The following is a 25192-nucleotide window of genomic DNA, read 5'->3' on the forward strand; positions in this document are numbered from 1 at the left end:
CGATGCTCTACAACCTGCTCTTCCCTCTGGCGGACGTCTTCACGCCGTTCAACCTGTTCCGGTATCTGACCTTCCGGACGGGAGGCGCGGTGCTGACGGCGCTCGTCATCAGCTTCGTGTTCTTTCCGCGCCTGATCGCGTGGCTGAAGCGCAAGCAGGGCGAGGGACAGCCGATCCGCTCCGACGGGCCGGAAAGCCATGCGAAGAAGAAGGGCACGCCCACCATGGGCGGCCTGATGATCCTGATCGCCGTGTCGATCAGCACGCTGCTGTGGGTCGACCTGACCAACGCCTACACCTGGATCGTGCTGCTGGTGACGATCGGCTACGGGCTGATCGGCTTCGGCGACGATTACCTGAAGCTGACCAAGCGCAACACCAAGGGCCTGTCGGGCCGCTTCCGCCTGACCTGGGAGATCATCATCGGCGTCTCCGCCGCCGCCGCCATCATGTATGTGTCGGCGCCGCCGCTGTCCGGCGGTCTGGCCGTGCCCTTCGTGAAGGATTTCCTGATCCAGCTCTCCTGGTTCTTCATCCCGGTGGGCGCCTTCGTCATGGTCGGCGCCTCGAACGCGGTGAACCTGACGGACGGGCTGGATGGGCTGGCCATCGTGCCGACGATGATCGCGGCGGGCTGCTTCGGCCTGATCGCCTACCTGACCGGCAACGCGATCTTCGCCAACTATCTCCAGATCCACCATGTGCCCGGTGCTGGTGAGCTTGCCGTTTTCTGCGGGGCTCTGGTCGGTGCGGGGATCGGTTTCCTCTGGTACAACGCGCCCCCCGCCATGGTCTTCATGGGCGACACCGGCTCGCTGGCCCTCGGCGGCGCGCTGGGAGCCGTCAGCGTGGTCACCAAGCACGAGATCGTGCTGGCGATCATCGGCGGCCTGTTCGTTCTGGAGACCGTGTCGGTGATCGTCCAGGTCGCCTCGTTCAAGCTGACCGGCAAGCGGGTGTTCCGCATGGCGCCCCTGCACCATCACTTCGAGAAGAAGGGATGGGCGGAGTCCACCGTGGTCATCCGCTTCTGGATCATCGCCTCCATCCTGGCCCTGGTCGGCCTGTCCACGCTGAAGCTCCGCTGAGGGTCGCCGCCCGATGATCAACCTGTTCTACATGGAAGGACTGCCGGTGGCGGTCATGGGGCTGGGCAAGTCGGGCCTCGCCACGGCGGAAGCGCTTGTCCAGAGCGGCGCCGACGTGTGGGTGTGGGATGACAACGAGTCCAGCCGCGCCGCGGCGCTGGCCAAGGGCTACAAGGTCGTCGACCTGACCACGGCGGACCTGACCGAGCTGACCACCATCGTCTGGTCGCCGGGCATCCCGCACACCCACCCGAAGCCGCATCCGGTGGCCCTGCGCGCCCGCGCCGCGAACATCGAGCTGGTCTGCGACATCGAGCTGCTGGCCCGGTCGGAGCGCGATTCGGCCTACATCGGCATCACCGGCACCAACGGGAAGTCCACAACGACGACCCTGATCGGCCATGTGATGGAGGCCGCCGGGCGGCGCATCGCGGTGGGCGGCAACCTGGGCACCCCGGCCCTGACCTTCCCCTCCGTCGGGGCCGGCGGCAGCTACGTGCTGGAGATGTCGAGCTACCAGCTTGAGCTGACCTACTCGATCACCTTCGACGTGGCGGTGCTGCTCAACATCACGCCGGACCATCTGGCCCGGCACGGCGGCATGGACGGCTACGTCGCCGCCAAGAAACTGATTTTCCACCGCCAGACCAAGCCGCGCACCGCGGTGATCGGCGTGGACGACCCAATCTGCCGGGCGATCTGGGAGGAGTTGAAGGCCAAGGGCGACCAGGTGATCTGGCCGGTCTCCGCCCTGGGTCCGGTGGCCGGCGGCGTCTACGCCGCGGACGGCTGGCTGATCGACGACACCTTCGGCGCCGCGGAGCGCGTGGCCGAGCTGGCCGCCTTCCCGGCGTTGCTCGGCACCCACAACTGGCAGAACGCCGCCGCGGCCTTCGCGGCCTGTAAGGCGGCGGGCGTGCCGACCCCAGCCATCGTCGCCGCCATGACCACCTTCCCCGGCCTCGCCCATCGCCAGCAGCTGGTGCGGACCATCGACGGCGTGCGCTTCGTCAACGACAGCAAGGCGACCAACGCCGACGCGACGGAAAAGGCGCTGGCGACCTTCGACCCGATCTACTGGATCCTCGGCGGGCAGGCGAAGGAGACCGGGCTGGATGGGCTGGAGGCCTACACGCCGCGCGTCCGCCACGCCTTCCTGATCGGCGAGGCGTCGGACCGCTTCGCCGCGTGGCTGGAGGCCAACACGGTTCCGCACACCCGCTGCGGCACGCTGGACGTGGCGGTCAACGCCGCGGCGGAGCTGGCGCTGACCGAGGCGCTGCCCGGCGCCTGCGTGCTGCTGTCGCCGGCCTGCGCCTCCTGGGACCAGTTCGCGAATTTCGAGAAGCGCGGCGAGGCCTTCGCCGACGCCGTGAACCGCCTCGAAGGCAACGCTGTTCCGGGGGACCGCGCCTGATGATGACCTTCGACCGCACCGACCAATCCATCTTCGGCCGCTGGTGGTGGACGGTCGACCGCTGGCAGCTCGCCGCGCTGGCGGTGCTGATGGCGCTCGGCACGGTCCTGATCACCGCAGCCAGCCCTCCGGTGGCGGAGCGCATCGGCATCCAGGACACCTTCTACTTCGTCGAACGCCACCTGATGATGCTGATCCCCAGCGTCGCCATCATGTGCGGCGTCTCGCTGCTCAGCCCGCGCGGCGTGCGGCGGGCGGCGCTGGCGGTCTTCCTGATTTCGGTGGCGCTGGTCTACGCGACGCTGGTCGTCGGCGTCGAGATCAAGGGCGCGCGGCGCTGGATTCACATCCCCGGCCTGTCGATCCAGCCGTCGGAATTCGTGAAGCCGGCCTTCGCGGTGGTCGGGGCGTGGCTGTTCTCGCTGTCGCGCACCAACCCCGGCTTCCCCGGCACGATCCTGTCGATCCTGCTCTACGGCCTCACCGTCGGCGGCCTGCTGCTCCAGCCCGACCTGGGCATGACGGTGGTGGTCTCGGCGGTGTGGTTCTCGCAGTTCTTCCTGGCCGGGCTGAACATCATGCTGGTCGGCGGCCTCGGCGTGCTGGGCGTCGCCGGCCTCGTCGGCGCCTACTTCACGCTGCCGCACGTCCACAGCCGCATCAACCGCTTCCTCGACCCGTCCAGCGGCGACACCTATCAGGTCAGCCGCTCGCTGGAGGCCTTCGCCAACGGCGGGCTGATGGGCACCGGCCCCGGCCAGGGAACGGTGAAGTATTCGCTGCCGGACAGCCACGCCGACTTCATCTTCGCCGTCGCCGGCGAGGAGATGGGGCTGATCTTCTGCCTGATCATCATCATCCTGTTCGCCTTCATCGTGCTGCGCGGCTTCGCGCGGGTGTTTAACGACACCAACTACTTCGTGCTGCTGGCGGCGAGCGGCCTGCTGATCCAGTTCGGCCTGCAGGCGGCGATCAACATGGGCTCCGCCCTGCATCTGATGCCGACCAAGGGCATGACGCTGCCCTTCATCTCCTACGGCGGCTCCTCGCTGCTGGCGCTGGGCTTCGGCATGGGGATGGTGCTGGCGCTGACCCGCAAACGCTTCGGCCCGGCGGAGTGACGCGCATGGCCAACACCCAACGTCCTATTGTCCTCGCTGCCGGAGGCACCGGCGGGCACTTCTTCCCGGCGGAAGCGCTGGCGCGCGAACTGCTGGCCCGCGGCGAGGCGGTGGCGCTGGTCACCGACAAGCGCGGCCAGGCCTTCGGCGACAGCCTGCCGGAGGTGACGGTCCACCGCATCCGCTCCGCCGCCCCCGGCGGCAACCTGCTGGCCAAGATGAACGCGGCGTGGCAGATGGGCCTCGGCCTGCTCGGCGCCAACGCGCTGATGCGCCACCTGAAGCCGGCGGCGGTCGTCGGCTTCGGCGGCTACCCTTCCGTCCCCACGGTCTACGCCGCCGCGCAAGCGCGCGTGCCGGTGATGCTGCACGAGCAGAACGCCGTGCTCGGCCGCGCCAACCGGATGCTCGCCGCCGCCGCCCGCCGCATCGCCGTCGCCTTCCCCGAGGTCGCCGCGGTGAAGGCGGAGCATCGGGCGCGCCTTGTCCGCACCGGCAACCCGGTCCGCCCGGCGATCGCCGCCCAGCGCGACGCCGCCTACGCCGTTCCCGCCCCCGGCGGCCCCGTCCGCATCCTGGTGATGGGCGGCAGCCAGGGCGCGCGCGTCTTCTCCGAAGTCATCCCCGAGGCGTTGGGCCGCCTGCCCGCCGAGCTGCGCGCCCGCATCCATCTGGCGCAGCAGTGCCGGCCCGAGGACCTGGAGGCCGCCCGCGCCGCTTACGCCGCCATGGGCCTCGGCGGGCTGGAACTGGAGAGCTTCTTCCGCGACGTGCCGGACCGGCTGGCCGCCTGCCACCTCGCCATCACGCGGGCCGGCGCCTCGACCATCGCCGAACTGACCTGCATCGGGCGCCCGGCCATTCTTGTGCCATATCCCCATGCCATGGACGACCACCAGACGGCCAACGCGCGGCAGCTCGCCGCCGCCGGAGCCGCCTGGGTGATGCCGCAGCCGGACTTCACCGCCGACGCGCTTGCCGCCCGCCTGACGGAACTGCTGGAGTCGCCGGACGCCCTGACCGCCGCGGCGCTGGCCGCCCACGGCTGGGGCATGGCCGACGCCGCGCGCCGGCTGGCGGACGCCGTGCTCGACATGATCGCCAACCCCAACCACGCCCGAACCAAGGAAGCCGCGGAATGAACAAGGCAACGCGCAGCGCCATCGCACGCCCCCGCTCGTCCCGGCCCCCCTCGTCCCGGCCCCTGGGCGACTGGCCGGCGGACATGACGCGGACCGAAGGCGCCTGGAGCAACCGGCCCGAATGCCCGCTGCTGCCCCGCGCCGGCGCCGGCTTCCTGCGCGACCGGCTGCACGTCACGATCGGTTCCCAGCCCCTTCCCTACGGCCTGTCCGACATGGCCGTGGACGCCACCCTCAGCCTGATGCTCCGCCGCGGAAAGTAATCCAGACATGCGCGCCCTCCCCCTCTCGATCGGCACCATCCATTTCGTCGGCATCGGCGGCATCGGCATGAGCGGCATCGCCGAAGTGCTGCGCAACCTCGGCTACACCGTCCAGGGCTCCGACCTGGCGGAGAGCGCCAACGTCAAGCGCCTGCGCGGGCTGGGCATCCAGATCAGCATCGGCCACCGCGCGGAGAACATCGCCGGGGCCGCGGTCGTCGTCGTCTCCTCCGCCGTCAAGCGCGACAACCCGGAGGTCGTCGCCGCCCGCGCCGCCCTGGTCCCGGTCGTCCGCCGCGCCGAGATGCTGGGCGAACTGATGCGCCTGAAATGGGCCATCGCCATCGGCGGCACCCACGGCAAGACCACGACGACCTCGATGGTCGGCAACATGCTGGAACACGCCAACCTCGACCCCACGGTCATCAACGGCGGCATCATCAACGCCTACGGCACCAACACGCGGCTCGGCTCCGGCGACTGGATGGTCGTCGAGGCGGACGAGAGCGACGGCACCTTCATCAAGCTGCCGGCCTGCATCGCCGTGGTCACCAACATGGACCCGGAGCATCTGGACTATTACGGCACCTTCGACAACATGCGGGCCGCCTTCGACAGCTTCGTCCAGAACATCCCCTTCTACGGCTTCGCCGCGCTCTGCATCGACCATCCCGAGGTGCAGGCGATGATCCCGCGCGTGTCGGACCGCCGCATCATCACCTACGGCTTCAGCCCGCAGGCCGACGTGCGCGCCGTGAACATGCGGCTGGGCACCGAGGGTGCGGAGTACGACGTGGTGATCGACGACCGCCACACCGGGGAGAGCCGGACCATCATCGGCGTGCGCCTGCCGATGTACGGGCCGCACAACGTCCAGAACTCGCTGGCCTGCTTCGCCGTGGGCAACGAGATGGGCCTGCCCGACGTGGTGATGCGCGACAGCATGGCGAAGTTCCAGGGCGTCAAGCGCCGCTTCACCAAGACCGGCGAGTCGAACGGCATCACCGTCATCGACGATTACGGCCACCACCCGGTGGAGATCGCCGCCGTCCTGAAGGCCGCGCGCACCGCCGGCACCGGCCGCACCATCGCCGTCGTCCAGCCGCACCGCTATTCGCGCCTCGCCAACCTGTTCGAGGAGTTCTGCACCTGCTTCAACGACGCCGACGCGGTGATCGTGGCCGACGTCTACGCCGCCGGGGAGCAGCCGATCGAGAACGTCAACCGCGACAGCCTCGTCGAGGGCCTGCGCATGCACGGCCACCGTCAGGTGCTCGCCCTGCACGGCCCGGACGAGCTGCCGCAGCTGGTCCGCGAGATCGCGCGGTCCGGCGACCTCGTGGTCTGCCTGGGCGCCGGCAACATCACCCAGTGGGCCAACGCCCTGCCGGGCGAGCTGGACAAGCTGTCGGGCAAGGCGTGACGGGTTTTCTCCGATGACAGCCACAACCGCCTCCCTCATCGACCGGATGCCCGCCTGCCGCGGACGGCTGACCGCCGCGGCGCCGCTGGCCAACGTGACGTGGTTCCGCGTCGGCGGTCCGGCGGAGGTCATGTTCCGGCCGGAGGACGCCGAGGATCTGGCGGGCTTCCTGGCCGGGCTGCCGGACGACGTGCCGGTGACGGTGCTGGGCGTCGCCTCCAACCTGCTGATCCGCGACGGCGGCATCCCCGGCGTGGTGATCCGGCTGGGCCGCGGCTTCGCCGGCATCGCGGCGGACGGGCTGACGCTGGAGGCCGGCGCCGCGGCGCTCGACCTGAACGTCGCCGCCGTGGCGCGCGACGCCGGCGTCGCCGGGCTGGAGTTCCTGTCGGGCATCCCCGGCACCATCGGCGGCGCGCTGCGCATGAACGGCGGCGCCTACGGCCACGAGATCAAGGACGTGCTGGTCTCCGCCCAGGGCGTAACCCGCCGGGGCGGGCGCGTGTCCTACGACAACGTCGGCATGGGCTTCACCTACCGCCACGCCGGGGTGCCGGAGGACGTGATCTTCACCGGCGCCACCCTGCGCGGCGCGGCCGGCGACCCGGCGGAGATCGCCCAGCGCATGGCGGAGATTTCCGGCAAGCGCGCCGACACCCAGCCGGTCCGCTCGCGCACCGGCGGCTCGACCTTCAAGAACCCGCCCGGCCACAAGGCGTGGGAGCTGATCGACCAGGCCGGCTGCCGCGGGCTGACCATCGGCGGCGCGCAGGTGTCGGAGAAGCACTGCAACTTCCTCATCAACCAGGGCACCGCCACCGCGGCGGAGCTGGAGGCGCTGGGCGAAGAGGTCCGGCGCCGGGTGTTCGAGACCTCCGGCGTCACGCTGGAGTGGGAAATCAAGCGGGTCGGCGTGGCCCGCGAAGGAGCGTCCGCATGACCACCCCCCACAAGAAGCATGTCGCCGTCCTGATGGGCGGCTGGTCGGCGGAGCGCGAGGTGTCGCTGGTCAGCGGCGCCGGCGTCGCCAAGGCGCTGGAGGAGGAAGGCTACCGCGTCACCGCGGTGGACGTGCAGCGCGACCTGGAGGGGCTGCTGCGCGCCCTGACCGACCCGCGCCCCGACGCGGTCTTCAACGCCCTGCACGGGCGCGGCGGCGAGGACGGGACCATCCAGGGCGTGCTGGAATTCCTCGGCATTCCCTACACCCATTCCGGCGTGCGCGCCGCCGCGGTCGCCATGGACAAGGCGATGACCAAGGCGCTGCTCGCCCCGGTCGGCGTGCGCTCGCCCAAGGGCCTCGTCCTTACCAAGGGCGAGCTGACCGGCGGCGCCCACCCGATGCCCGCCCCCTACATCGTCAAGCCGGTGGACGAGGGCTCGACCGTCGGGGTCACGCTGGTGCGCGAGGGGCAGAACAGCCCGGTTGGCGACGCCTGGACCTTCGGCGAGCGCGCCCTGGTCGAGGAGTTCATCCCGGGCCGCGAGCTGACCGTGGGCGTCATGGGCGGGCTGGACGGCGAGTGCCGCCCCCTGACCGTGACGGAGATCCGCTTCGAAGCACAGGTGTATGACTACACGGCTAAATACAGCGCCGGTCATGCCGTTCATACTGTGCCCGCGCAGATTCCCGAGAACGTCGCGGAAGAAGCCAAGAGGTTGGCGGTCCTGGCCCACCGGACCCTGGGATGCCGCGGCGTTTCGCGCAGCGACTTCCGCTGGGATGATCGTAAAAGTGGGACCGACGGACTCTTTTTCCTGGAAATCAACAACCAGCCGGGCATGACGCCGCTGTCGCTGGTTCCCGAACAGGCCGCATCCGTGGGGCTCACCTACGGGGCTCTCGTCGCTTGGATGGTGGAGAACGCCGCATGTCAACTCGACTGAGCATCGATCCGCAGTTCCGCACCGGTTTCGGGGGCTCTGCGAACCGAGGCCGCGACGACATGCCTGGGCCGCCGCGCGCCATGGCGAAGTCGGCCCAGAAAGGCAACCGGCGCCGCGCCTGGCCGCGCTGGACCCGCCCCGCGGTCAAGGCGGCCATCCTGCTGACGCCGGTCCTGGTCGTCGCCGGCATGGCCGCGTCGGCGTGGCAGCGCGGCACCTTCGCCGAGACCACCGCGGCGCTTCACGAAAGCCTGATCCAGACCAGCGCGTCCGCCGGCTTCGCCATCGCCGACGTGCTGGTCGAGGGCCGGACCGAGACCGACCCGGCCTCCATCCTGCGCGTGCTCGGCGTGCAGCGCGGCGACCCGATCCTCGCCGTCACGCTGTCCGATGCCAAGGAGAAGCTGGAGAGCCTGCCCTGGGTCGCCTCGGCCTCCATTGAGCGGCACCTGCCCGACATCCTGTTCGTCCGCCTGACGGAACGGGAGCCGATGGCGATCTGGCAGCACGACCGCAAGTTCACCGTCATCGACCGCGAAGGCCGCCCGCTGGCCGACGCCACCGAGCTGGCGCGGCGCGGCAACCGCCGGATCGAGACGCTGCCGCAGGTCGTCGGCGCCAACGCGCCGATGCAGGTGCCGAAACTGCTCGCGGCCCTCGACAACGTGCCGGCGCTGCGCGAAAAGGTGAGCGCCGCCTCCTGGGTCGGCGACCGCCGCTGGGATCTCAAGCTGAAGAACGGTGTCGTGGTGAAGCTTCCGGAAGCCCGCATGCAGGCCGCGCTGCGCCAGTTGGCGGAGCTGGACGCGGCGGGTCAGGTCCTGGACCGCGACATCGTGGCCATCGACCTGCGCCAGAACGACCGTGCCGTGCTGCAGACCTCCGCCACCGCCGTCCTGCCCTGGACGGAGGAGGACAACAAGAAGAAGCCGGGCAAGAAGACGTGATCCTCCGCCACCCCTCTTCCTGAATCACGAACGACCGGACGCATCGAGGCCATAGGGTTGTGCTGAACATGGGCTTCAACGGGGCGAAAAAGCCAAAACGAGCCACCCGCGGCGGGATCATCGCCGCGCTGGACGTCGGCTCGACCAAGGTGTGCTGCCTCATCGCCCGCGTCGAGGATGCGGGGGCCGTGCGCATCCTGGGGATCGGCCACCAGATCGCCACGGGCGTGCGCGCCGGCGCCATCATCGACATGGAGGCGGCGGAGACGTCCATCGGCGCCGCCGTCCACGCCGCCGAGCAGATGGCCAACGAGACGATCCGCGACGTGATCGTCAACGTGTCCTCCCCGATCTCCCACGGCTTCAACGCCGAGGTCGCCGTCTCCGGCCAGGAGGTGACGGAGAGCGACGTCCGCCGCGCGCTGGCCCATGCCCGCAGCCTGCAGGTCGGCCCCGACCAGGCGCTGGTCCACGCGATCCCCGTGGGCTTCGCGCTCGACGGCAGCCGCGGCATCCGCGACCCCAAAGGCATGTACGGCGAGCGGCTGGGCGTCCAGGCCCACGTCATCACCTCGCCCGCCGGGGCCGTGCGCAACCTGCAGACCTGCGTGGCCCGCTGCCATCTCGACATCGAGGGTCTGGTCGCCAGCCCCTACGCGTCCGGCCTCGCCTGTCTGGTCGACGACGAGATGGAGATGGGCTCCGCCTGCATCGACATGGGCGGCGGCACCACGACGATCTCCGTCTTCTCCGAAGGCACGCTGGTCTGGTCGGACTGCATCCGGCTGGGCGGCAACCACGTCACCAACGACATCGCGCGCGGGCTGACCACGCCGGTCGTCCATGCGGAGCGCATGAAGACGCTGCACGGCAGCGCCATCACCAGCCCCGCCGACGAGCGCGAGATGATCGACGTCCCCCAGGTCGGCGAGGAGGAGCGCCTCGGCGCCAACAACCTGCCGAAATCCTATCTGGTGCGCATCATCCAGCCGCGGCTGGAGGAGATCTTCGAGCATGTCCGCTCGCGGCTGGAGCATTCCGGCTACGCGAAGCTGGTCGGCCGGCGCGTCGTCCTGACGGGCGGCGCCAGCCAGCTGCCGGGCATGCGCGAGCTGGCGCAGCTGATCCTCGACAAACAGGTCCGCATCGGGCGACCGACGCGGATCACCGGTCTGAACGAGGCGCAAGGCGGTCCGTCCTACGCGACCGCCGCGGGCCTTCTTCTCCACGCCGTGCGCAATCCGGCGGAACTTCCCGTGGCGGGCCATGAGGCTGGCGCCGGCACGGGGTTCTTCGGGCGCGTCGGCCTGTGGCTGCGGGAGAACCTTTGAACCGGACCCAAAAAGGCTCCCGGCACGCCCTGCCATTCCTGCCATACAAATCCACCCCGGACCCAACCGGGCAAGAACCCGCGACGCAAAGCATCGAACCAATCAAAAGGTTGTGGAGGCCATAACATGATCAACGTGACCATCCCCAGCATCGAACCCGAGCTGAAGCCCCGCATCACCGTCTTCGGTGTCGGCGGCGCCGGCGGCAACGCCGTCAACAACATGATCAAGTCCAACCTCGAAGGCGTGGACTTCGTGGTCGGCAACACCGACGCGCAGGCCCTGAAGGGCTCGCTCTGCGAGAAGCGCGTCCAGCTCGGCACCACCATGACCCGCGGCCTGGGCGCCGGCTCCAAGCCGGACGTCGGCCGGGCCTCCGCCGAGGAGCAGCTCGAGGAGATCATCGGTCACCTCGAAGGCGCCAACATGGTGTTCATCACCGCCGGCATGGGCGGCGGCACCGGCACGGGTGCGGCCCCGGTCATCGCCCGCGCGGCCCGCGAGCGCGGCCTGCTGACCGTCGGCGTGGTGACCAAGCCCTTCCATTTCGAGGGTGCGCACCGCATGCGGCTGGCCGAATCGGGCATCGCCGAGCTGCAGCAGTATGTCGACACGCTGATCATCATCCCGAACCAGAACCTGTTCCGCATCGCCAACGAGAAGACGACCTTCGCGGACGCCTTCAAGATGGCCGACGACGTTCTGCATTCCGGCGTGCGCGGCGTGACCGACCTGATGGTGATGCCCGGCCTCATCAACCTGGACTTCGCCGACATCCGCTCGGTCATGACCGAGATGGGCAAGGCGATGATGGGCACCGGCGAGGCCGGCGGCGAGCGCCGCGCCATCGAGGCCGCCGAGGCCGCCATCTCCAACCCGCTGCTCGACGACGTGTCGATGAAGGGTGCCCGCGGCGTCCTCATCAACATCACCGGCGGCTACGACATGACCCTGTTCGAGGTCGACGAGGCGGCGAACCGCGTCCGCGACGAGGTCGATCCGGACGCCAACATCATCTTCGGTTCGACCTTCGACAGCTCGCTGGACGGCGTGATGCGCGTGTCCGTGGTCGCCACCGGCATCGACGCCGCGGCCATGTCCAACCCGCGCACCCTGCACCCGGTCAACCTGTCGCTGGTCTCCGACCGCAACGGCGGCAATGGCGGCGCCAAGAAGCCGACCGGAGCGGCCGGCCTGACCCAGGCCGCCCCGGCGCCGCTCGCCTCGTCCGGCGCGGTCGCCCCGGCGATCCCCGGCGCCGGTCTGGCCCCGCGCCCGATGGGCGGGGTCGCGCAGCCCCAGGTTCAGCCGCCGGTCCATCCGTCCGAGGTCCAGCAGCACGTTCCGGTCCAGCAGCCGGCCCAGCACTCCATCGAGCCGATGGCCCAACATGCCCCGCAGCATGCGCCCCACCCGCACATGCCGATGAGCCACGACGCCATGCAGCCGATGGAATCCGCTCCGGCCCGCAACGTCGCCACCGGCCCGCTGCACAGCGAGCGCCGCGACGGCCACTTCATCGCCCCGAAGGCCGCCGATCCCGGCCCGCGCCAGCCGATGAACGCCCCGATGTCGAACCAGCTCGCCCCCCAGGCGGAGGCTCCAGCCCGGAAGCCGAACTTCCTGTTCGGTCTGGTCACCGGTCTGGCCGGCCGCAAGGCCGAACCGGCGCCGCAGCCGGCCCCTCAGCCCCACCAGCATCATCAGCCGCAGCACCAGCAGCCGGTGATGCCGCAGCCGCCGATGGCCGCCCCGCAGCCGCCGATGGCCCAGGCCCCGCGCCCGCAGGCGATGGGCGACGGCACCACCCAGAAGATCGACGAGGAAGCGCTGGACATCCCCGCCTTCCTGCGCCGTCAGGCCAACTGACGCGTCACAGAGGCTGGCCCAATTGATCTGAGGGCAACAGCAACCCGCCGGTCGCCGCCGCCTCTTTCGAAGCGGCATCGGCGGGCATCCACAACCTTTTAGACTTCAACCGCCTCCAGAGCTTCGCAAGAACGCTCCGGGGGCGGTCTTTTCGTGTCCGGGGGGTGCCCGTTTCGCGTCCGGCGACGGTGCTCTACCGCCCTGCAACAAACGGTAACAAAGAGTGATTTGTCGTCCACAGGGGCCAATGATACCTAGCATATGCGGTCATAAGCGCTGACCCGCCCCACTCCCGACGGAGACCGGCGGCAAGTCGCGGACCGGCCGCACAAAGACGAAGATTAAAACGGGACAGACACCGTGGCTCAGAATCGCATCAAGACCGAAGGCATGCTGCAGCGTACCCTGGCGAAGCCGGTGCGTTGCTCGGGCGTCGGGCTGCATACGGGCGCGACGGTCACCCTGACGATTTCCCCCGCCGAGCCGAACACGGGCATCGTCTTCCGGCGCACCGATCTCAGCGGCCCCGCCGCGGTGATCCCGGCGCGCTGGGACCATGTGGTCGACACCAAGCTGTGCACGGTCATCGGCAACGCCCACGGCACCACCATCGGCACCATCGAGCATCTGATGTCGGCGCTGGCCGGCTGCGGCGTGGACAACGCCGTGGTCGCGCTCGACAACATCGAGGTGCCGATCATGGACGGCAGCGCCGCCCCCTTCGTGGAGGCGATCGAGCGCGTCGGCACCGTGTCGCAGAACGCGCCGCGCCGGGCCATCCGCATCCTGAAGCCGGTCACCGTGACCGAGGGCAACAAGAGCGCCACCTTCACGCCGGACCACACCACGGGCTTCAGCTTCGAGATCGACTTCGCCAGCAAGGCCATCGCCCAGCAGAGCCACGAGGTCGAACTGGACGCCGAGACCTTCCGCGACGAGATCAGCGCCGCCCGCACCTTCGGCTTCCTGCACGAGGTCGAGGGGCTGCGCAAGATGGGCCTCGCCCGCGGCGGCTCGCTGGACAACGCGGTGGTCATCTCCGGCGACGAGGTGATGAACGAGGGCGGCCTGCGCTTCGACGACGAGTTCGTCCGTCACAAGATCCTGGACGCGGTCGGCGACCTCTATCTGGCCGGCGCGATGTTCGTCGGTCACTTCCACGGCGTCCGGTCCGGCCACGCCCTGAACAACCAGCTCCTGCGCGCGCTGTTCGCCGACACCAGCGCTTGGTGCTACGAAACCCCGCCGAGCACGGCACTGTCTGGTGCCGCTTGGCACGCGACCGAGCGGCTCGCCGTCGTCGCCTGACGCGCCGCGACAGTGGGTTTTGCCCCTGCCCTCCCCTTCCGGGGAGGGCATTTTCGTTTTGCGCACCCCCCTCCCCTCTCGGATTCGCGCGAGGCGAGTCGCACGCGCACTCCCCTCCCCTTCCGGGGGTGGAAAGACATGATTTCTGCGCCGTTATCCCCAAAATCGCGGAAACATTGAATTATATCAATATTTTATGTGGCGTTTTTGATGCTTCGTCTGAGTTGACGCCATCGAACCCCCCTCTCCCGCCTCGGGGGAGGGTGCCCGCGCAGCGGGCGGGTGAGGGTCATGCGGGGATCAAGGACTGATCCTTGCCAACCCCCTCACCCTTCCCGCGCCTCCGGCGTGGACCCCTTCCCTCTCCCGGGACGGGAGAGGGGAAATGAGACAATTCACTGCTCCGCAGCGTAGGCGCCGAAGCGGGTGTCTTCCTTCAGGATGTGTTGGCCCAACCAGTCGGCGCAGAACTCGAACACCTCGTCGCCCGTGATGGTGTCGCGCTGGGCGTGGAAGCGTTCGCGGTAGGATTCGACGTTGCGCGTCAGGGTATCGTGCAGGGCCTTGTGCGCGGCGAAGGTCGGGTAATTGGCCTGGGCCATGTGCGCTTCTTCGCGTGCGAAGTGATCCTTGGTGTAATGGATCAGCTCGCCGAGGATTGCTTCGATGACGTCAGGAGAGGAGCGGCTCTCGTCCGCACCCAGCTTGTTGACGATGTCCACGAGAACGCGATGATCCTCATCGAGTTCTTCGATGCCGACGCTCATCCAGCGCGACCATTGAATGGAGTCCATAGCGATCCCCCGTCTCATTCTTCTTATGGCGCTTTGACCCTTTATGGAACCGCCGGGGAGGGGCGTCAACGCGGCACTCAGCCGCGCCGCCCCTCCCCTTTCAGCCCCGGTCAGCCGGCGATCAGCTCGGCCCACTCCTGCTCGCTGAGGATGGTCACGCCCAGGTCGCGCGCCTTGGCGGCCTTGCTGCCCGCATCGGCCCCGCAGATGACGTAGTCGGTCTTGGCCGAGACCGAGCCGGCGACCTTGGCCCCCAGCGACTCGGCGCGGGTCTTGGCCTCGGTCCGGGTCATGGTTTCCAGCGTGCCGGTGAAGACCACCGTCTTCCCGGCCACGGGGGAGCCGCTGGCCGCCTTCGGACGTTCGGCGTCGGCCACCCGCACGCCGGCGGCGCGCAGGTCGTGGATGATGGCGCGGTTGCGCTCCTCCTGGAAGAAGCCGGCCAGTTCCTCGGCGGCGACCTCGCCGACGTCGGGGATGGCAACCAGCTCGCCCCAGCCGGGGCCGGGCTGCGCGCCGACCGCGGCGAGCATCGCCGCCTTCCAGTCCGCCAGGGCGCCGTAGCGTTCGGCCAGCGCCTGGGCGGCGCGGCTGTCCACCTTCTTGATGCCCAGCAGCTTGATCACGCTGTCCAGCCGCAGCGCCTCCTGGCCGGCGTAGAAATCCAGCTTCGGCAGGTTCTCCGGATCGGTGAACCAAGCGAGCAGAGCGTCGGCCTTCACCGGGCCGAGCCCGCTCAGCGCGTGCAGGTCGCGCCACGCCTCGCCCGGCATGTTGGCGACGGCGCGCTCCATCCCCTCCAGCCAGCCGTCGATCGAGCCGTAATGGCGGGCCAGCGACTTGGCGGTCACCTCGCCGATGTGGCGGATGCCCAGCGCGAAGATGAAGCGGTGCAGGTCGATGCGCTCGCGCCGCTGGTTGATCGCGGCGAACAGGTTCTCGACCGACTTCTCCTTCCAGCCCGGACGGCCGAGGATGGCGATCTCGCCTGCTTCCACCCGGCGCTCCAGCGTGAAGATGTCCACGGGGGAGCGGATCAGCCCGTCCTCCCAGAACTCCTCGATGGTCTTCTCGCCCAGCCCTTCGATGTCGAAGGCGTTGCGCGACACGAAATGGCGCAGCCGTTCCTTGGCCTGGGCGGCGCAGATCAGCCCGCCGGTGCAGCGGCGCACCGCCTCGTCCGGCTCGCGCACGGCGAGGCTGCCGCAGACCGGACAATGGTCGGGGAAGACATAGGGCACGGCGTCGTCGGGACGCTGCCCCTCCACCACCCCGACGATCTGCGGGATCACGTCGCCGGCCCGCTGGACGGTCACCAGATCGCCGATGCGGACATCCTTGCGGGCGATCTCGTCCTCATTGTGCAGGGTGGCGCGGCTGACCACCACGCCGCCGACGGTGATGTCCTCCAACTCGGCCACCGGGGTCAGGGCGCCGGTGCGGCCGACCTGGATGGTGATGCCCTTCAGCCGGGTTTGCGCCTGCTCCGCCGGGAACTTGTGGGCGATGGCCCAGCGCGGCGCCCGGCTGACGAAGCCCAGCCGCTGCTGAAGCTCCAGGCTGTTGACCTTGTAGACCACCCCGTCGATGTCGAAGGGCAGCGCCGAGCGCTCCTCGCCGATCTTGCGGTAATGGGTCAGCAGCGCCTCGGCGCCGTCGCACAGGTTGGCCGGGCGGTTCAGCGAGAAGCCCCAGCCGCGCAGCCGCTCGCGGATGCCCCATTGGGTGTCGGCGATCGGCTCCGACAGCTCGCCCAGGGCGTAGCCGAAGAAGCAGAGCGGGCGCGACGCGGTGATCTTCGAATCCTTCTGGCGCAGAGAGCCGGCGGCGGCGTTGCGCGGGTTGGCGAACAGGTCTTCCCCCCGCTCCGCGTAGGCGCGGTTCATCGCCAGGAAGTCGTCGCGGTTCATGTAGACCTCGCCGCGCACCTCCAGCACCGCGGGATAGGGCGCCTCCAGGGTCTGCGGCACGTCCTTGATGGTGCGGACGTTGGCGGTCACATCCTCCCCCTCCGTTCCATCGCCGCGGGTGGCGGCCAGGACCAGCCGGCCGTTCTCGTAGCGCAGCGAGCAGGACAGCCCGTCGATCTTCGGCTCGGCCACGAACTCCAGCGGGGCGCCGTCGGACAGGCCGAGGAAACGGCGGACGCGGGCGACGAACTCGTGCGCCTCCTCCGGCTCGAAGGCGTTGCCGAGCGACAGCATGGGCAGCGCGTGCCGCACCTTGCGGAAACCCGCCGCCGGGGTCGCGCCGACGCGCAGCGACGGCGAATCGGCCCGGCGCAGCTCCGGATAGCGCGCCTCGATCCCGTTGTTGCGGCGGACCAGCGCGTCGTAGGCGGCGTCGGAAATCTCCGGCTTGTCCTGCTGGTGATAGAGCCGGTCGTGGTGGGCGATCTCCTGGGCCAGCGCGGCCAGTTCCGCCTGCGCCTGCTCCACCGTCAACTCCTCCACGAGGATGCTGCGGAGCGCGGCGGGGGTATCGAACAGGTCGTTCATGGCGGGTCTCTTCGGTGCCTTCTCGTGTGGACGGCGCTGGGTCGGCGGGCGCCGCCGGGGGCGCAGCATAGCGCTGCGGCGGCGTGCCGTGGAGTCCGGCCTTGAGCCGGTCTGGCATTCGGCCCCGTCCACACCAACCTTGAAACCGCAGACCTTGAGAGGTGCGGGGGCGCGAGGGTTGCGTGTATGATGAGCCGGCGCCCGTGAACGGATGTGCTGCATGACCGAGCCGACCAGCCGTGCGACCGCCGGCAGCCTGACCATCGACGATCGATTCGTCATCGCCGCGGCGCTTGACCGCATCCTGTACGACGATCCCGACCAATTCGCGACGGAGGACGCGCGCCTGCTGCGCCGCATGATCCCGCGCACCCGCTCCCCCTGGCTGCGGCTGGGCTTCCGCGCGGAAAGCCAGGGACCGTCCATGTCGGGCCGCGCCGCCGGGGTGGGCGACGTGAAGATGGACGGCGACAAGAAGGTGGTCGAGGGCGGCGTCGGCGAGGCCCCGGTCTGGCGCTGCGGCCAGTACAAGATCTCCAACCACGGCGACGACCTGGAGATCTGGCAGGTGATGAGCGACGAGTTCGCGGAGGAGCCCAAGGGCGCCCGCCTGGAATACGGCCCCACCGGCACGCCGGAACGCCTGACTTTCTTCCAGCCCCGCGACCTGGAGTTGCGCATTCCCTTCACGGGCATCGCGGTCGGGCTTCGCCTGGGCGGCTGGCAACCCTGGAAGCGCGCCGCCTGAGGCTGGCATAGGCCTGCGCCCGGTTGTCGCATACCAGAGTATTAAAACGTTCCGACAGAGAATCTCCAGACGGCAGAGCGGCTCTGCCGCGTCGCATCTTTGCAATGAATTCCAGAGACTTGAGCCGTTGCCTTGCTTCCTATGACCGCCGTCAAGGGTTGGCGTCTGAAACTATGTTGTTTCTCTGGTTTCCTCTTTTTATTCCTCACAGTTGGATAAGTTTAATATTTTACGGAGCTGCAATAGAACGTGAAACCAATCGTTAGAATTGTCATGCCCATGATGCCCGCATGGTGATAGCCGGGCGGCGAGCAGCCGGGAGGAGCCCCGGTCCAGCCGCAGTTCAACGCTTGCCAACCAAGAACAAAGAGACGAGTACCATGGACAATGGCAATCAATGCGGCAATCAAGGCGGCATTCAGGAACGCCTCTCCTTTCTGCGGATTGGCGGCGAGACGGCCCTGCTTCTGAAGGAAGCCTGGAGCATCGCCGAGCCTCACCTGCCCGTCATTCTCAAAGACTTCTACGACCACCTTCTCGCCATTCCCGAACTCCGGAAGATCCTGGAGGGAAAATCCGTCGAGCGGTTGAAGGAAGCCCAGGTCAACCACTGGCGACACCTGTTTTCCGGGAGCTTCGACGACGTCTACCTGACGCGCGTGAAGGCGGTGGGTCAGGCGCATTACCGCATCGGCCTGCACCCGCGCTGGTATTTCGGAGCCTACCGGCTGGTCATGGGACGGCTGGGCGGGCTGATCGGCGAGCGGCACCGCCGCGACGCGCCGCGCGCCATAAAGATCATGGGGGCGGTGGAAACCGCGATCTTCCTCGATCTCGACCTGTCCTTCGACGCCTACAGCACCGCCGTGATGACCATGACCAACCGGATGCTGGTCGAGCTGGCGGAGAATTTCCGGGACACGGTGCAGGGCGCCATCGAGACCGTCGGACAGTCGGCGGCGGCGGTCAACGCGGCGACCGGCGCGGTGCGCGGCATCGCCCAAGACACCGGCGTGCGCACGGAGCATCTGACCAGCGCGGTGTCCGGCACCGCCAGCAACGCCCGGGCCATCGCCGCCGCCGCTGAGGAATTGACCGCCACCAACCACAGCGTGGTGTCGCGCATGGAAAGCGCCTTCTCCATCGTCGACGAGGCGCAGGCTGCCACCCAGCGCTCGACCGAGGCCGTCACCGCGCTGGCCGGGATCGCCGGGCGGATCGGCGGGACGCTGAAGCTGATCAACGCCATCGCCAACCAGACCAACCTGCTGGCGCTGAACGCCACCATCGAGGCGGCCCGCGCCGGCGAGGCCGGGCGCGGCTTCTCCGTGGTGGCGGCGGAGGTGAAGGTGCTCGCCAAGCAGACCGCCGGGGCGACGGAGGACATCACCCGCCTGCTTCAGGAGATCGACGGCGCGACCGGGCGGACCCGCGACGAAATCGCCGGGATCGGCGCGGTGGTCGGAGCGTTGCGCGCCCATTCGCAGGACGTGCTGTCCATCATGGGCCAGCAGAACGACGCGACCCGGGAAATCGCCCAGAACATCCACGAGGCCAGCCAGTCCGCGGAACGCATGTCCGACGAGGCCGGACACCTCGCCGACGGCGCACGGTCGGTCATGGCGTCGGTCGAGGACGCCTTCCACACCACGGCGCGGCTGACCGGGACGGCGGAGGATCTGCGCGCCGCGCTGGACAAGTTCCTGTCGCACATGCTGTCCCTGCGCGTGGCGGCGTGACCGGACCATCGGCGCGAGGATCGGGGGCGGCGGCTTGGGACGGCGGGCGGGCCGTTCCACTCCCGAAAGCCGAGCATCAGGCATCGCTCAAGGCGGCCTCGTCCTCGTCGCCGATGAAATCGCCGAAGAAATCACCGACGGCCGCCGATCCGTTCTGTCCGGCCAGTCCAACGTCGGCGTCCTCGACGTCCTTCTCCCACTGGCCGTTGGGTGTCTCGATGACGTCGCGGGTCTTGGGAGCCAGGGCCGCCACCTCGATGCTGAAGACCTCGTCGGGGGCCAGCATGACGTCCTGCCCGTTGGGAGCATCCCCCTCGGCCCCGGGATTCCGCCCGTCCTTGTCGATGCGGCGATAGACGGGCTTCCCCGGCATGGTGTCCCAGATCATGCCGTTGGGCGTGGTCACATACATGTGCTGCGGCAGCACCTGCCCCGGAAGAAAGCGACCCCACAGACGGATGCCGCTGCCTTCCTGCGGTGTGAACCCGAATTCCCGGCACAACAGATTCAGGCTGATCGGCGCGACCTGCGCCGCAGGCTGATCGGGTCCCGGACATTTCCAGATGTCGTTGTTGGTGACCGCCGACAGCCCACCGGCGACGTTGTCGTCGACCGGGACGTCCTCCACCCCGTAGAGAAGATCGCCCAGCCTGGCGTACCGTGTGTTGATTTCGACGGCCGTCTCGGGATCGCCGGACAGGGCGAAGACATGGCACGCCATGTCGTGATGGCTGTCGTTCCCGATGAATTTTTCCCTGGGCATCGCTCCTCCTCGATCGGCAGCGGTGCCGCCGGCGCCCGCGAAGGCGCGCACCGGCCGGACACCACCGGAAAAGACGAAGCGGAGCAGACCTTCGTGAAGAGGCGACCGCCCTTAAACCATGTCGAGCGGATGCAGCGGGTCGGGGTGATGCTCCCCCAAAGCCGCGGCGTTGGCGTAGGCATCCATCGACGGCACGGCCTCGTGCAGCAACGCCGCATGATCCCCGTGCGAGGGGGCCGCCGCCTCCAGCCCCTGCGCGACGAGATGCTGCCACACGGTGTCCTGGCCATCCGCGGACTGATTCGCGGATTGGTTCGCCGACTGGGCCGACGCCACAGCGCCCGTCCCGGTGGCGGAGGGGAACCAGGACTTGTCGGCGTCGACGACCAGCGTGCCGTTCCACCACAGGCCGGCCTGCCCCTTCACCACATCCTTCCCGTCGAGCGCGCCCTTGTCGTAGGTGACGTTCGACGCCGTGGGGGCGACGGCGTGGCCGCTGATGGTGACCTTGTTGACGAACAGCGAGCGGTCCTGCCCGTTCACCACGGCGTCGTTGTCATACTGAACCTGCACCTTGTGCGCCTGATCGGCGGTCAGGTTGGTGGCGAAGGTGAAGTCCTTGGCCGCTGTGCCGGCCACGCCCTCGCCGACCTTCTGGCCGTCGACCAGCAGGTTGAAATGGGCGTTCACCCCACCGGCCGCCGCACCGGAGGCGTTGACCGTGATGGTCGTGTTGGCGGGCGCCGCCTGGACCGGGAAATCCTTGGCCGGGGCATCGACCACCAGCGTGCCGCCCCACCACATGGACGACTGGCCCTTCACCACGTCCTTGCCGTCGAGAGCGCCCTTGTCATAGGTGACGTTGGCGGCGGTCGGGCTGTGGGCGGTGCCGTTGATGGTGACCTTGTTGACGAACAGGTTGCGGTCCTGACCGTTCACAAAGCCGTCGTTGTCGTACTGGACCTGCACCTTGTGCGCCTGGTCGGCGGTCAGGTTGGCGGTGAAGCTGTAGTCCTTGGCCGCCGAATCCACCGTGGCCTGCCCCACCGTCTTGCCGTCCACCAGCAGCTTGAAATGGGCGTTCACCCCGCCGGCCGGCGCGCCGGAGGCATTGATGGTGATCGTCGTGGCGCTCTGCGCCGTGGGGACCGGGGCGGACTGGGCGATCTTGGCGAGCAGGGCATCGGTGTCCAGCTCAAAATAGCCGGCGGTGCCCATGGCCTTGCCGGTGCCGCGGGCGAGATCGAGGAACTCCCCCTGGGTCAGCCGGGTGCCGGTCTGTTCCACCCACGCCTGCTGCGCCTTCGCCACCGCCGCGGTGACCGCCGGAGCGGCGAAGGAGGAGCCGTTGGCCGTGTAGGTGACGCCCGAGAGGTTGGTGATCCGCACGTCGGTGCCGTCGGCGCAGACGTCGGTCAGGGACGGGCTGCGCTGCGCCCAGGACGGGAAGGCGCCGTCGCCGGTGGAGGCCGAGACGCAGATCTGGTTCACGTCGGCCGAGTAGCTGGAGACGCTCTGCGTCGCCCCGCCATCGCCGCTGTTGCCGGCGGCGGCCACGGTCAGCACGCGCTTGGCGGCCAGCGTCGCCAACTCGTCGGAGATCGAGGTGGTGGCCGCCGTCGTCTGCGCGCCGCCGCCCAGCGACAGGTTCACCGCCGTGATGTTGTAGGCGTCGGCGTTGGCGACGACCCATTGCAAAGCCTTCTCGATGTTGGTCTCGCTGGCGCCGCTGCCGTCGTCGGGCATGACCTTCAGCGCGATGATGCCGACGTCGGGCGCGTTCTCCAGGATTTCCGCGGTGACCAGGGCGCCGTGCGTGTTCGCGTTGGCGACCATGACGTCGTTGTCGTTTCCGTAGAAGTCATGCTGGTAGACCAGCCGGCCCGTGTTCCAGGCGGAGGACAGGCCGCTGTCGATCACGACGACGTTGCCGGCGGAAGCGGAGCTGTTCGACATCTTGCCAACCTTGTTCGTTCTTGGGAGAACAGCGCCCGTTGCCGGACGCGCAAGGCTGGACTATGCGTGTTTTGCTGTGGCCGCCGTATGACCGCTGCGGGCGATTGCTGTGACCTGATACCGTCAAGCCAAAGACTTGGCTTGACATATTGCGTTCAAACGCCACGCAGGCTTTTCGCGCCAAGCCAAATTCCATCTTGGGCGCGGCGCCCAGTCGGGCGCTCCGGTGAGCGGATGAATGGGGAAAGTCCATTCATCCGCTCACCGGGATCACGGTACCGAATTACCCCCGCCCGGCGATCAGGCTGTCGGCGGCGGCGCGGGCCTCGGCGGTGACGGTGGCGCCGGACAGCATGCGGGCGATCTCCTCGCGGCGGTCGTCGCCGTCCAGCTCGACCACGCCGGTCGTCACCTGCTCGCCCTTCACCGACTTCTGCACCTTGAGGTGGATGGAGCCGCGGGCGGCGACCTGCGGGCTGTGGGTGACCACGAGCACCTGGAGCCCCTGCCCGAGCGTCTTCAGCCGCTCGCCCACCGCGGCGGCGACGGCGCCGCCGATGCCGGTGTCCACCTCGTCGAACACCAGCGTGCCGACGGTCGAGGTCTGGGCCAGCACCACCTTCAGCGCCAGCATGAAGCGCGCCAGCTCACCGCCGGACGCGATCTTGTTCAGCGCGCCGGGGGGCGAGCCTGGGTTGGTGGCGACCTGGAAGGCCACGCGGTCCATGCCGGCGACGGTCCAATCCGATTCGTCGGCCAGAGGTTCGACCAGCGTGCGGAACTTCGCCTTTTCCAGCTTCAGCGGGGCGAGTTCCGTGGCGACGGCGGCGTCCAGCCGCCCGGCGGCCTGCTGGCGCTCCCGGCTCAGCGACTCGGCGGCCTTGCGGTAGGCGTCGCGGGCGACCTCGGCCTCACGGGCGAGGCGGGCCAGCAGATCGCCCTGGTCCTCGATCAGCAGCAGCCGGTCGGCCATGTCCTTGCGCAGCGGAGCCAGCGCATCGACGTCCACCCCGTGCTTGCGGGCGGCGGCGCGCAGAGCGAACAGCCGTTCCTCCAGCTTTTCCAGGGCCTGCGGGTCCATGTCCACGTCGGAGGAGACGGCTTGGAGGCCGGCGATGGCCTCCCCCGCCTCGGTCGCGGCGCGGTCGAGGGCGGCGATCACCGGGTCGAGCTTGCCGGCGGCCTTGTCGGCGATGCGGCTCAGCGTGCGGATGGCCGAGGACAGGGCGCGCTCCACCCCGCGGTCGCCCGACAGCTCCCCATAGGCGGTGTTCAGGGCGTCGACCAGCTTCTCCCGGTGCATCAGCACGGCGCGGGTCTCGGCCAGCTCCTCCTCCTCGCCCGGCTTGGGGGCCAGCGCGTCCAGCTCGGCCACGGCGTGGCGGAGATACTCCTCCTCCGAGCGGGCGCGGGCGATCTCGGCGGCGGCGTTGGCGCGCGCGTCCTCGACCTGCCTCCACGCCCGGTGCGCGGCGGCGACCTGGGCGGCATGGCCGGACAGCCCGGCGTAGGCGTCCAGCACGCCGCGGTGGGTTTGCGGATTCAGCAGGCCGTGGGTGTCGAACTGGCCATGGACCTCGACCAGTTCCTCGCCCAGCCGCTTCAGCAGGCCGACGCCGACCGCCTGGTCGTTGACCCAGGCGCGGCTGCGCCCGTCGGCGCTGACGGTGCGGCGGACGACCAGCCGCTCCTCGGGGTCGAGCCCCTGCTCCCTGAGGATGGCGAGCGCCGGGTGGTCGCCGGACAGGTCGAACTCCGCCGTCACCGACGCCTGATCGGCGCCGTGGCGGACGAGGCCCGAATCGGCCCGCGCACCGAGCGCCAGCCCCAGCGCGTCGAGCAGGATCGACTTGCCCGCGCCGGTCTCGCCGGTGAGGACGCACAGGCCCTTGCGGAAGCCCAGCCCCAGCCGTTCGATCAGGACGACGTCCCGGATCGTCAGCGACGCCAGCATGGATCGTCCTAGAACAGGGAGCTCCAGGCTCTGCTGATCCAGGACTTCTCGTTTCGCTCCGGACGCACGTTGGCGTCCACCAGCAGTGCGTAGCTGTCCGTGTACCATTCGCTGCCGGGGAAGTTGTGGCCGAGCACGGCGGCGGCGGTCTTCGCCTCGTCCGTGATTCCCAGCGCCAGATAGCACTCCACCAACCGGTGCAGCGCCTCAGGGACGTGGGAGGTGGTCTGGTAGTTTTCAATCACCGTGCGGAACCGGCCGATGGCGGCGGTGTACTGACCCTGCTTCAGATAGAAGCGCCCGACCTCCATCTCCTTGCCGGCGAGATGGTCGTTGGTCAGGTCGATCTTGATCTTGGCGTCGCGGGCGTACTGGCTGTCCGGGAAGCGGCGCACGACCTCCGACAGCGCATCCAGCGCCAGACGGGTCATGCGCTGGTCGCGGCGGACGTCGGTGATCTGCTCGTAATAGGACAGCGCCCGCATGTAGTAGGCGTAGGAGACGTCGGGGCTGCCCGGATGAAGCTGGATGTAGCGGTCGAGCGCCAGGATCGCGTCGTCGTACTTCAGATCCTGGTAATGGGCGTAGGCCGCCATGATCTGCGCCTTGCCCGCCCATTCGGAATAGGGGTGCTGGCGCTCCACCTCGTCGTAGAGCTTGGCGGCCACCTTGAACCGCTCCTCCCGCATGGCGGCGTCGGCCTCTTGGTAGATCTGCTCGGCCGGGCGCTCGACATACTGGTCCTCGGGTTTGGTCGAGGAACAGGCGGTCAGGGCGGAAGCCAGGAGGAGGGCCGCAAGCGGCAGACGGGAAAAACGGCAGGGCATGGTCGTCGCGATGCTTTCGAAGTTGGCCCTATATAGCACGCCGGGGCGCGGGGGCGGCAAGCCGCTTCGGCGAACAAATTTCGAACCTCGCCGCCATGACGCGGACGGACGCCCGGA

Annotated in this window: 20 protein-coding genes; 14 read left to right on the forward strand and 6 right to left on the reverse strand. The window is 69.0% G+C overall.

Annotated features, from left to right (window positions below; all coding sequences use genetic code 11):
- Nucleotides 1-2 precede the first annotated feature (2 nt).
- From mraY to lpxC, 12 genes are all read left to right on the forward strand, one after another.
- Nucleotides 3-1088: a phospho-N-acetylmuramoyl-pentapeptide-transferase gene (mraY, locus tag ACFPMG_RS09620; RefSeq protein WP_035675379.1), complete on the forward strand. Its 1086-nt coding sequence runs from the start codon at nucleotides 3-5 to the stop codon at nucleotides 1086-1088.
- A 13-nt stretch (nucleotides 1089-1101) separates the two neighbouring features.
- Nucleotides 1102-2505, forward strand: coding sequence for a UDP-N-acetylmuramoyl-L-alanine--D-glutamate ligase (gene murD / locus ACFPMG_RS09625; protein WP_376994923.1), 1404 nt, complete (start codon nucleotides 1102-1104; stop codon nucleotides 2503-2505).
- Nucleotides 2505-3626, forward strand: a complete 1122-nt coding sequence (gene ftsW, locus ACFPMG_RS09630; RefSeq protein WP_173400344.1) for a putative lipid II flippase FtsW — start codon at nucleotides 2505-2507, stop codon at nucleotides 3624-3626. The genes murD and ftsW overlap by 1 nt, the downstream gene beginning before the upstream one ends.
- A gap of 5 nt (nucleotides 3627-3631) precedes the next feature.
- Nucleotides 3632-4768 carry an undecaprenyldiphospho-muramoylpentapeptide beta-N-acetylglucosaminyltransferase gene (gene murG, locus ACFPMG_RS09635; RefSeq protein ID WP_376994924.1) on the forward strand — a complete coding sequence of 379 codons (1137 nt, stop codon included), beginning with the start codon at nucleotides 3632-3634 and terminating at the stop codon, nucleotides 4766-4768.
- Complete coding sequence (locus ACFPMG_RS09640) at nucleotides 4765-5031, forward strand: hypothetical protein (RefSeq protein WP_376994925.1); 267 nt, start codon at nucleotides 4765-4767, stop codon at nucleotides 5029-5031. Before murG ends, ACFPMG_RS09640 begins: the two co-directional genes overlap by 4 nt.
- Before the next feature lie 7 nt (nucleotides 5032-5038).
- The gene (gene murC, locus ACFPMG_RS09645) at nucleotides 5039-6454 is read left to right on the forward strand and encodes a UDP-N-acetylmuramate--L-alanine ligase (RefSeq protein ID WP_014241223.1); all 1416 of its coding nucleotides are present in this window, start codon (nucleotides 5039-5041) and stop codon (nucleotides 6452-6454) included.
- Nucleotides 6455-6467: 13 nt separating this feature from the next.
- The gene (gene murB, locus ACFPMG_RS09650) at nucleotides 6468-7394 is read left to right on the forward strand and encodes a UDP-N-acetylmuramate dehydrogenase (RefSeq protein ID WP_376994927.1); all 927 of its coding nucleotides are present in this window, start codon (nucleotides 6468-6470) and stop codon (nucleotides 7392-7394) included.
- Complete coding sequence (locus ACFPMG_RS09655; protein WP_376994928.1) at nucleotides 7391-8341, forward strand: D-alanine--D-alanine ligase; 951 nt, start codon at nucleotides 7391-7393, stop codon at nucleotides 8339-8341. The genes murB and ACFPMG_RS09655 overlap by 4 nt, the downstream gene beginning before the upstream one ends.
- Nucleotides 8326-9288 carry a cell division protein FtsQ/DivIB gene (locus tag ACFPMG_RS09660; protein WP_376994929.1) on the forward strand — a complete coding sequence of 321 codons (963 nt, stop codon included), beginning with the start codon at nucleotides 8326-8328 and terminating at the stop codon, nucleotides 9286-9288. Before ACFPMG_RS09655 ends, ACFPMG_RS09660 begins: the two co-directional genes overlap by 16 nt.
- Before the next feature lie 68 nt (nucleotides 9289-9356).
- Entirely contained in the window at nucleotides 9357-10619 is a 1263-nt protein-coding gene (gene ftsA / locus ACFPMG_RS09665; RefSeq protein ID WP_376994931.1) for a cell division protein FtsA, read from the forward strand.
- A 126-nt stretch (nucleotides 10620-10745) separates the two neighbouring features.
- Entirely contained in the window at nucleotides 10746-12488 is a 1743-nt protein-coding gene (gene ftsZ, locus ACFPMG_RS09670) for a cell division protein FtsZ (protein ID WP_376994932.1), read from the forward strand.
- A gap of 360 nt (nucleotides 12489-12848) precedes the next feature.
- Entirely contained in the window at nucleotides 12849-13796 is a 948-nt protein-coding gene (gene lpxC / locus ACFPMG_RS09675; protein ID WP_376994933.1) for a UDP-3-O-acyl-N-acetylglucosamine deacetylase, read from the forward strand.
- Nucleotides 13797-14191: 395 nt separating this feature from the next.
- On the opposite strand, the gene ACFPMG_RS09680 is transcribed toward lpxC, so the two are convergent.
- Both ACFPMG_RS09680 and ligA read right to left on the reverse strand, forming a co-directional pair.
- Nucleotides 14192-14590, reverse strand: a complete 399-nt coding sequence (locus ACFPMG_RS09680; protein ID WP_376994934.1) for a bacteriohemerythrin — start codon at nucleotides 14588-14590, stop codon at nucleotides 14192-14194.
- A 110-nt stretch (nucleotides 14591-14700) separates the two neighbouring features.
- Nucleotides 14701-17088: an NAD-dependent DNA ligase LigA gene (ligA, locus tag ACFPMG_RS09685; protein ID WP_376994936.1), complete on the reverse strand. Its 2388-nt coding sequence runs from the start codon at nucleotides 17086-17088 to the stop codon at nucleotides 14701-14703.
- A gap of 220 nt (nucleotides 17089-17308) precedes the next feature.
- On the opposite strand from ligA, the gene ACFPMG_RS09690 reads away from it, so the two are divergent.
- Both ACFPMG_RS09690 and ACFPMG_RS09695 read left to right on the forward strand, forming a co-directional pair.
- Nucleotides 17309-17836 (forward strand): hypothetical protein, encoded by a 528-nt coding sequence (locus ACFPMG_RS09690; protein WP_376994937.1) that lies wholly within the window; start codon nucleotides 17309-17311, stop codon nucleotides 17834-17836.
- Between the two features lie 380 nt (nucleotides 17837-18216).
- The gene (locus ACFPMG_RS09695) at nucleotides 18217-19575 is read left to right on the forward strand and encodes a protoglobin domain-containing protein (protein ID WP_376994938.1); all 1359 of its coding nucleotides are present in this window, start codon (nucleotides 18217-18219) and stop codon (nucleotides 19573-19575) included.
- 76 nt (nucleotides 19576-19651) lie between these two features.
- Here the strand turns inward: ACFPMG_RS09695 and ACFPMG_RS09700 are convergent, their stop codons facing one another.
- The 4 genes from ACFPMG_RS09700 to ACFPMG_RS09715 form a co-directional block, all read right to left on the reverse strand.
- Entirely contained in the window at nucleotides 19652-20338 is a 687-nt protein-coding gene (locus ACFPMG_RS09700) for a hypothetical protein (protein ID WP_376994939.1), read from the reverse strand.
- A gap of 111 nt (nucleotides 20339-20449) precedes the next feature.
- Complete coding sequence (locus ACFPMG_RS09705; RefSeq protein ID WP_376994940.1) at nucleotides 20450-22294, reverse strand: carbohydrate-binding domain-containing protein; 1845 nt, start codon at nucleotides 22292-22294, stop codon at nucleotides 20450-20452.
- Between the two features lie 283 nt (nucleotides 22295-22577).
- Nucleotides 22578-24248, reverse strand: a complete 1671-nt coding sequence (gene recN, locus ACFPMG_RS09710) for a DNA repair protein RecN (RefSeq protein ID WP_376994941.1) — start codon at nucleotides 24246-24248, stop codon at nucleotides 22578-22580.
- 8 nt (nucleotides 24249-24256) lie between these two features.
- The gene (locus ACFPMG_RS09715; RefSeq protein ID WP_014241237.1) at nucleotides 24257-25075 is read right to left on the reverse strand and encodes an outer membrane protein assembly factor BamD; all 819 of its coding nucleotides are present in this window, start codon (nucleotides 25073-25075) and stop codon (nucleotides 24257-24259) included.
- Nucleotides 25076-25192 lie beyond the last annotated feature (117 nt).

Origin of the sequence: Azospirillum himalayense, assembly GCF_042657465.1 — a bacterium.
Classification (GTDB): domain Bacteria; phylum Pseudomonadota; class Alphaproteobacteria; order Azospirillales; family Azospirillaceae; genus Azospirillum; species Azospirillum himalayense.

What these genes read in the sequence shown, in the direction of transcription:
- mraY (WP_035675379.1), top strand. Translation starts at nt 3, where the DNA reads ATGCTCTACAACCTGCTCTTCCCTCTGGCGGACGTCTTCACGCCGTTC.
- ACFPMG_RS09640 (WP_376994925.1), top strand. Translation starts at nt 4,765, where the DNA reads ATGAACAAGGCAACGCGCAGCGCCATCGCACGCCCCCGCTCGTCCCGG.
- ftsZ (WP_376994932.1), top strand. Translation starts at nt 10,746, where the DNA reads ATGATCAACGTGACCATCCCCAGCATCGAACCCGAGCTGAAGCCCCGC.
- ACFPMG_RS09700 (WP_376994939.1), bottom strand. Translation starts at nt 20,338, where the DNA reads ATGCCCAGGGAAAAATTCATCGGGAACGACAGCCATCACGACATGGCG.
- ACFPMG_RS09715 (WP_014241237.1), bottom strand. Translation starts at nt 25,075, where the DNA reads ATGCCCTGCCGTTTTTCCCGTCTGCCGCTTGCGGCCCTCCTCCTGGCT.
- ACFPMG_RS09690 (WP_376994937.1), top strand. Translation starts at nt 17,309, where the DNA reads ATGACCGAGCCGACCAGCCGTGCGACCGCCGGCAGCCTGACCATCGAC.
- murD (WP_376994923.1), top strand. Translation starts at nt 1,102, where the DNA reads ATGATCAACCTGTTCTACATGGAAGGACTGCCGGTGGCGGTCATGGGG.
- ACFPMG_RS09695 (WP_376994938.1), top strand. Translation starts at nt 18,217, where the DNA reads ATGGACAATGGCAATCAATGCGGCAATCAAGGCGGCATTCAGGAACGC.
- ACFPMG_RS09655 (WP_376994928.1), top strand. Translation starts at nt 7,391, where the DNA reads ATGACCACCCCCCACAAGAAGCATGTCGCCGTCCTGATGGGCGGCTGG.
- recN (WP_376994941.1), bottom strand. Translation starts at nt 24,248, where the DNA reads ATGCTGGCGTCGCTGACGATCCGGGACGTCGTCCTGATCGAACGGCTG.
- murC (WP_014241223.1), top strand. Translation starts at nt 5,039, where the DNA reads ATGCGCGCCCTCCCCCTCTCGATCGGCACCATCCATTTCGTCGGCATC.
- ACFPMG_RS09705 (WP_376994940.1), bottom strand. Translation starts at nt 22,294, where the DNA reads ATGTCGAACAGCTCCGCTTCCGCCGGCAACGTCGTCGTGATCGACAGC.
- ftsA (WP_376994931.1), top strand. Translation starts at nt 9,357, where the DNA reads ATGGGCTTCAACGGGGCGAAAAAGCCAAAACGAGCCACCCGCGGCGGG.
- murB (WP_376994927.1), top strand. Translation starts at nt 6,468, where the DNA reads ATGACAGCCACAACCGCCTCCCTCATCGACCGGATGCCCGCCTGCCGC.
- ftsW (WP_173400344.1), top strand. Translation starts at nt 2,505, where the DNA reads ATGATGACCTTCGACCGCACCGACCAATCCATCTTCGGCCGCTGGTGG.
- ACFPMG_RS09680 (WP_376994934.1), bottom strand. Translation starts at nt 14,590, where the DNA reads ATGGACTCCATTCAATGGTCGCGCTGGATGAGCGTCGGCATCGAAGAA.
- ligA (WP_376994936.1), bottom strand. Translation starts at nt 17,088, where the DNA reads ATGAACGACCTGTTCGATACCCCCGCCGCGCTCCGCAGCATCCTCGTG.
- murG (WP_376994924.1), top strand. Translation starts at nt 3,632, where the DNA reads ATGGCCAACACCCAACGTCCTATTGTCCTCGCTGCCGGAGGCACCGGC.
- ACFPMG_RS09660 (WP_376994929.1), top strand. Translation starts at nt 8,326, where the DNA reads ATGTCAACTCGACTGAGCATCGATCCGCAGTTCCGCACCGGTTTCGGG.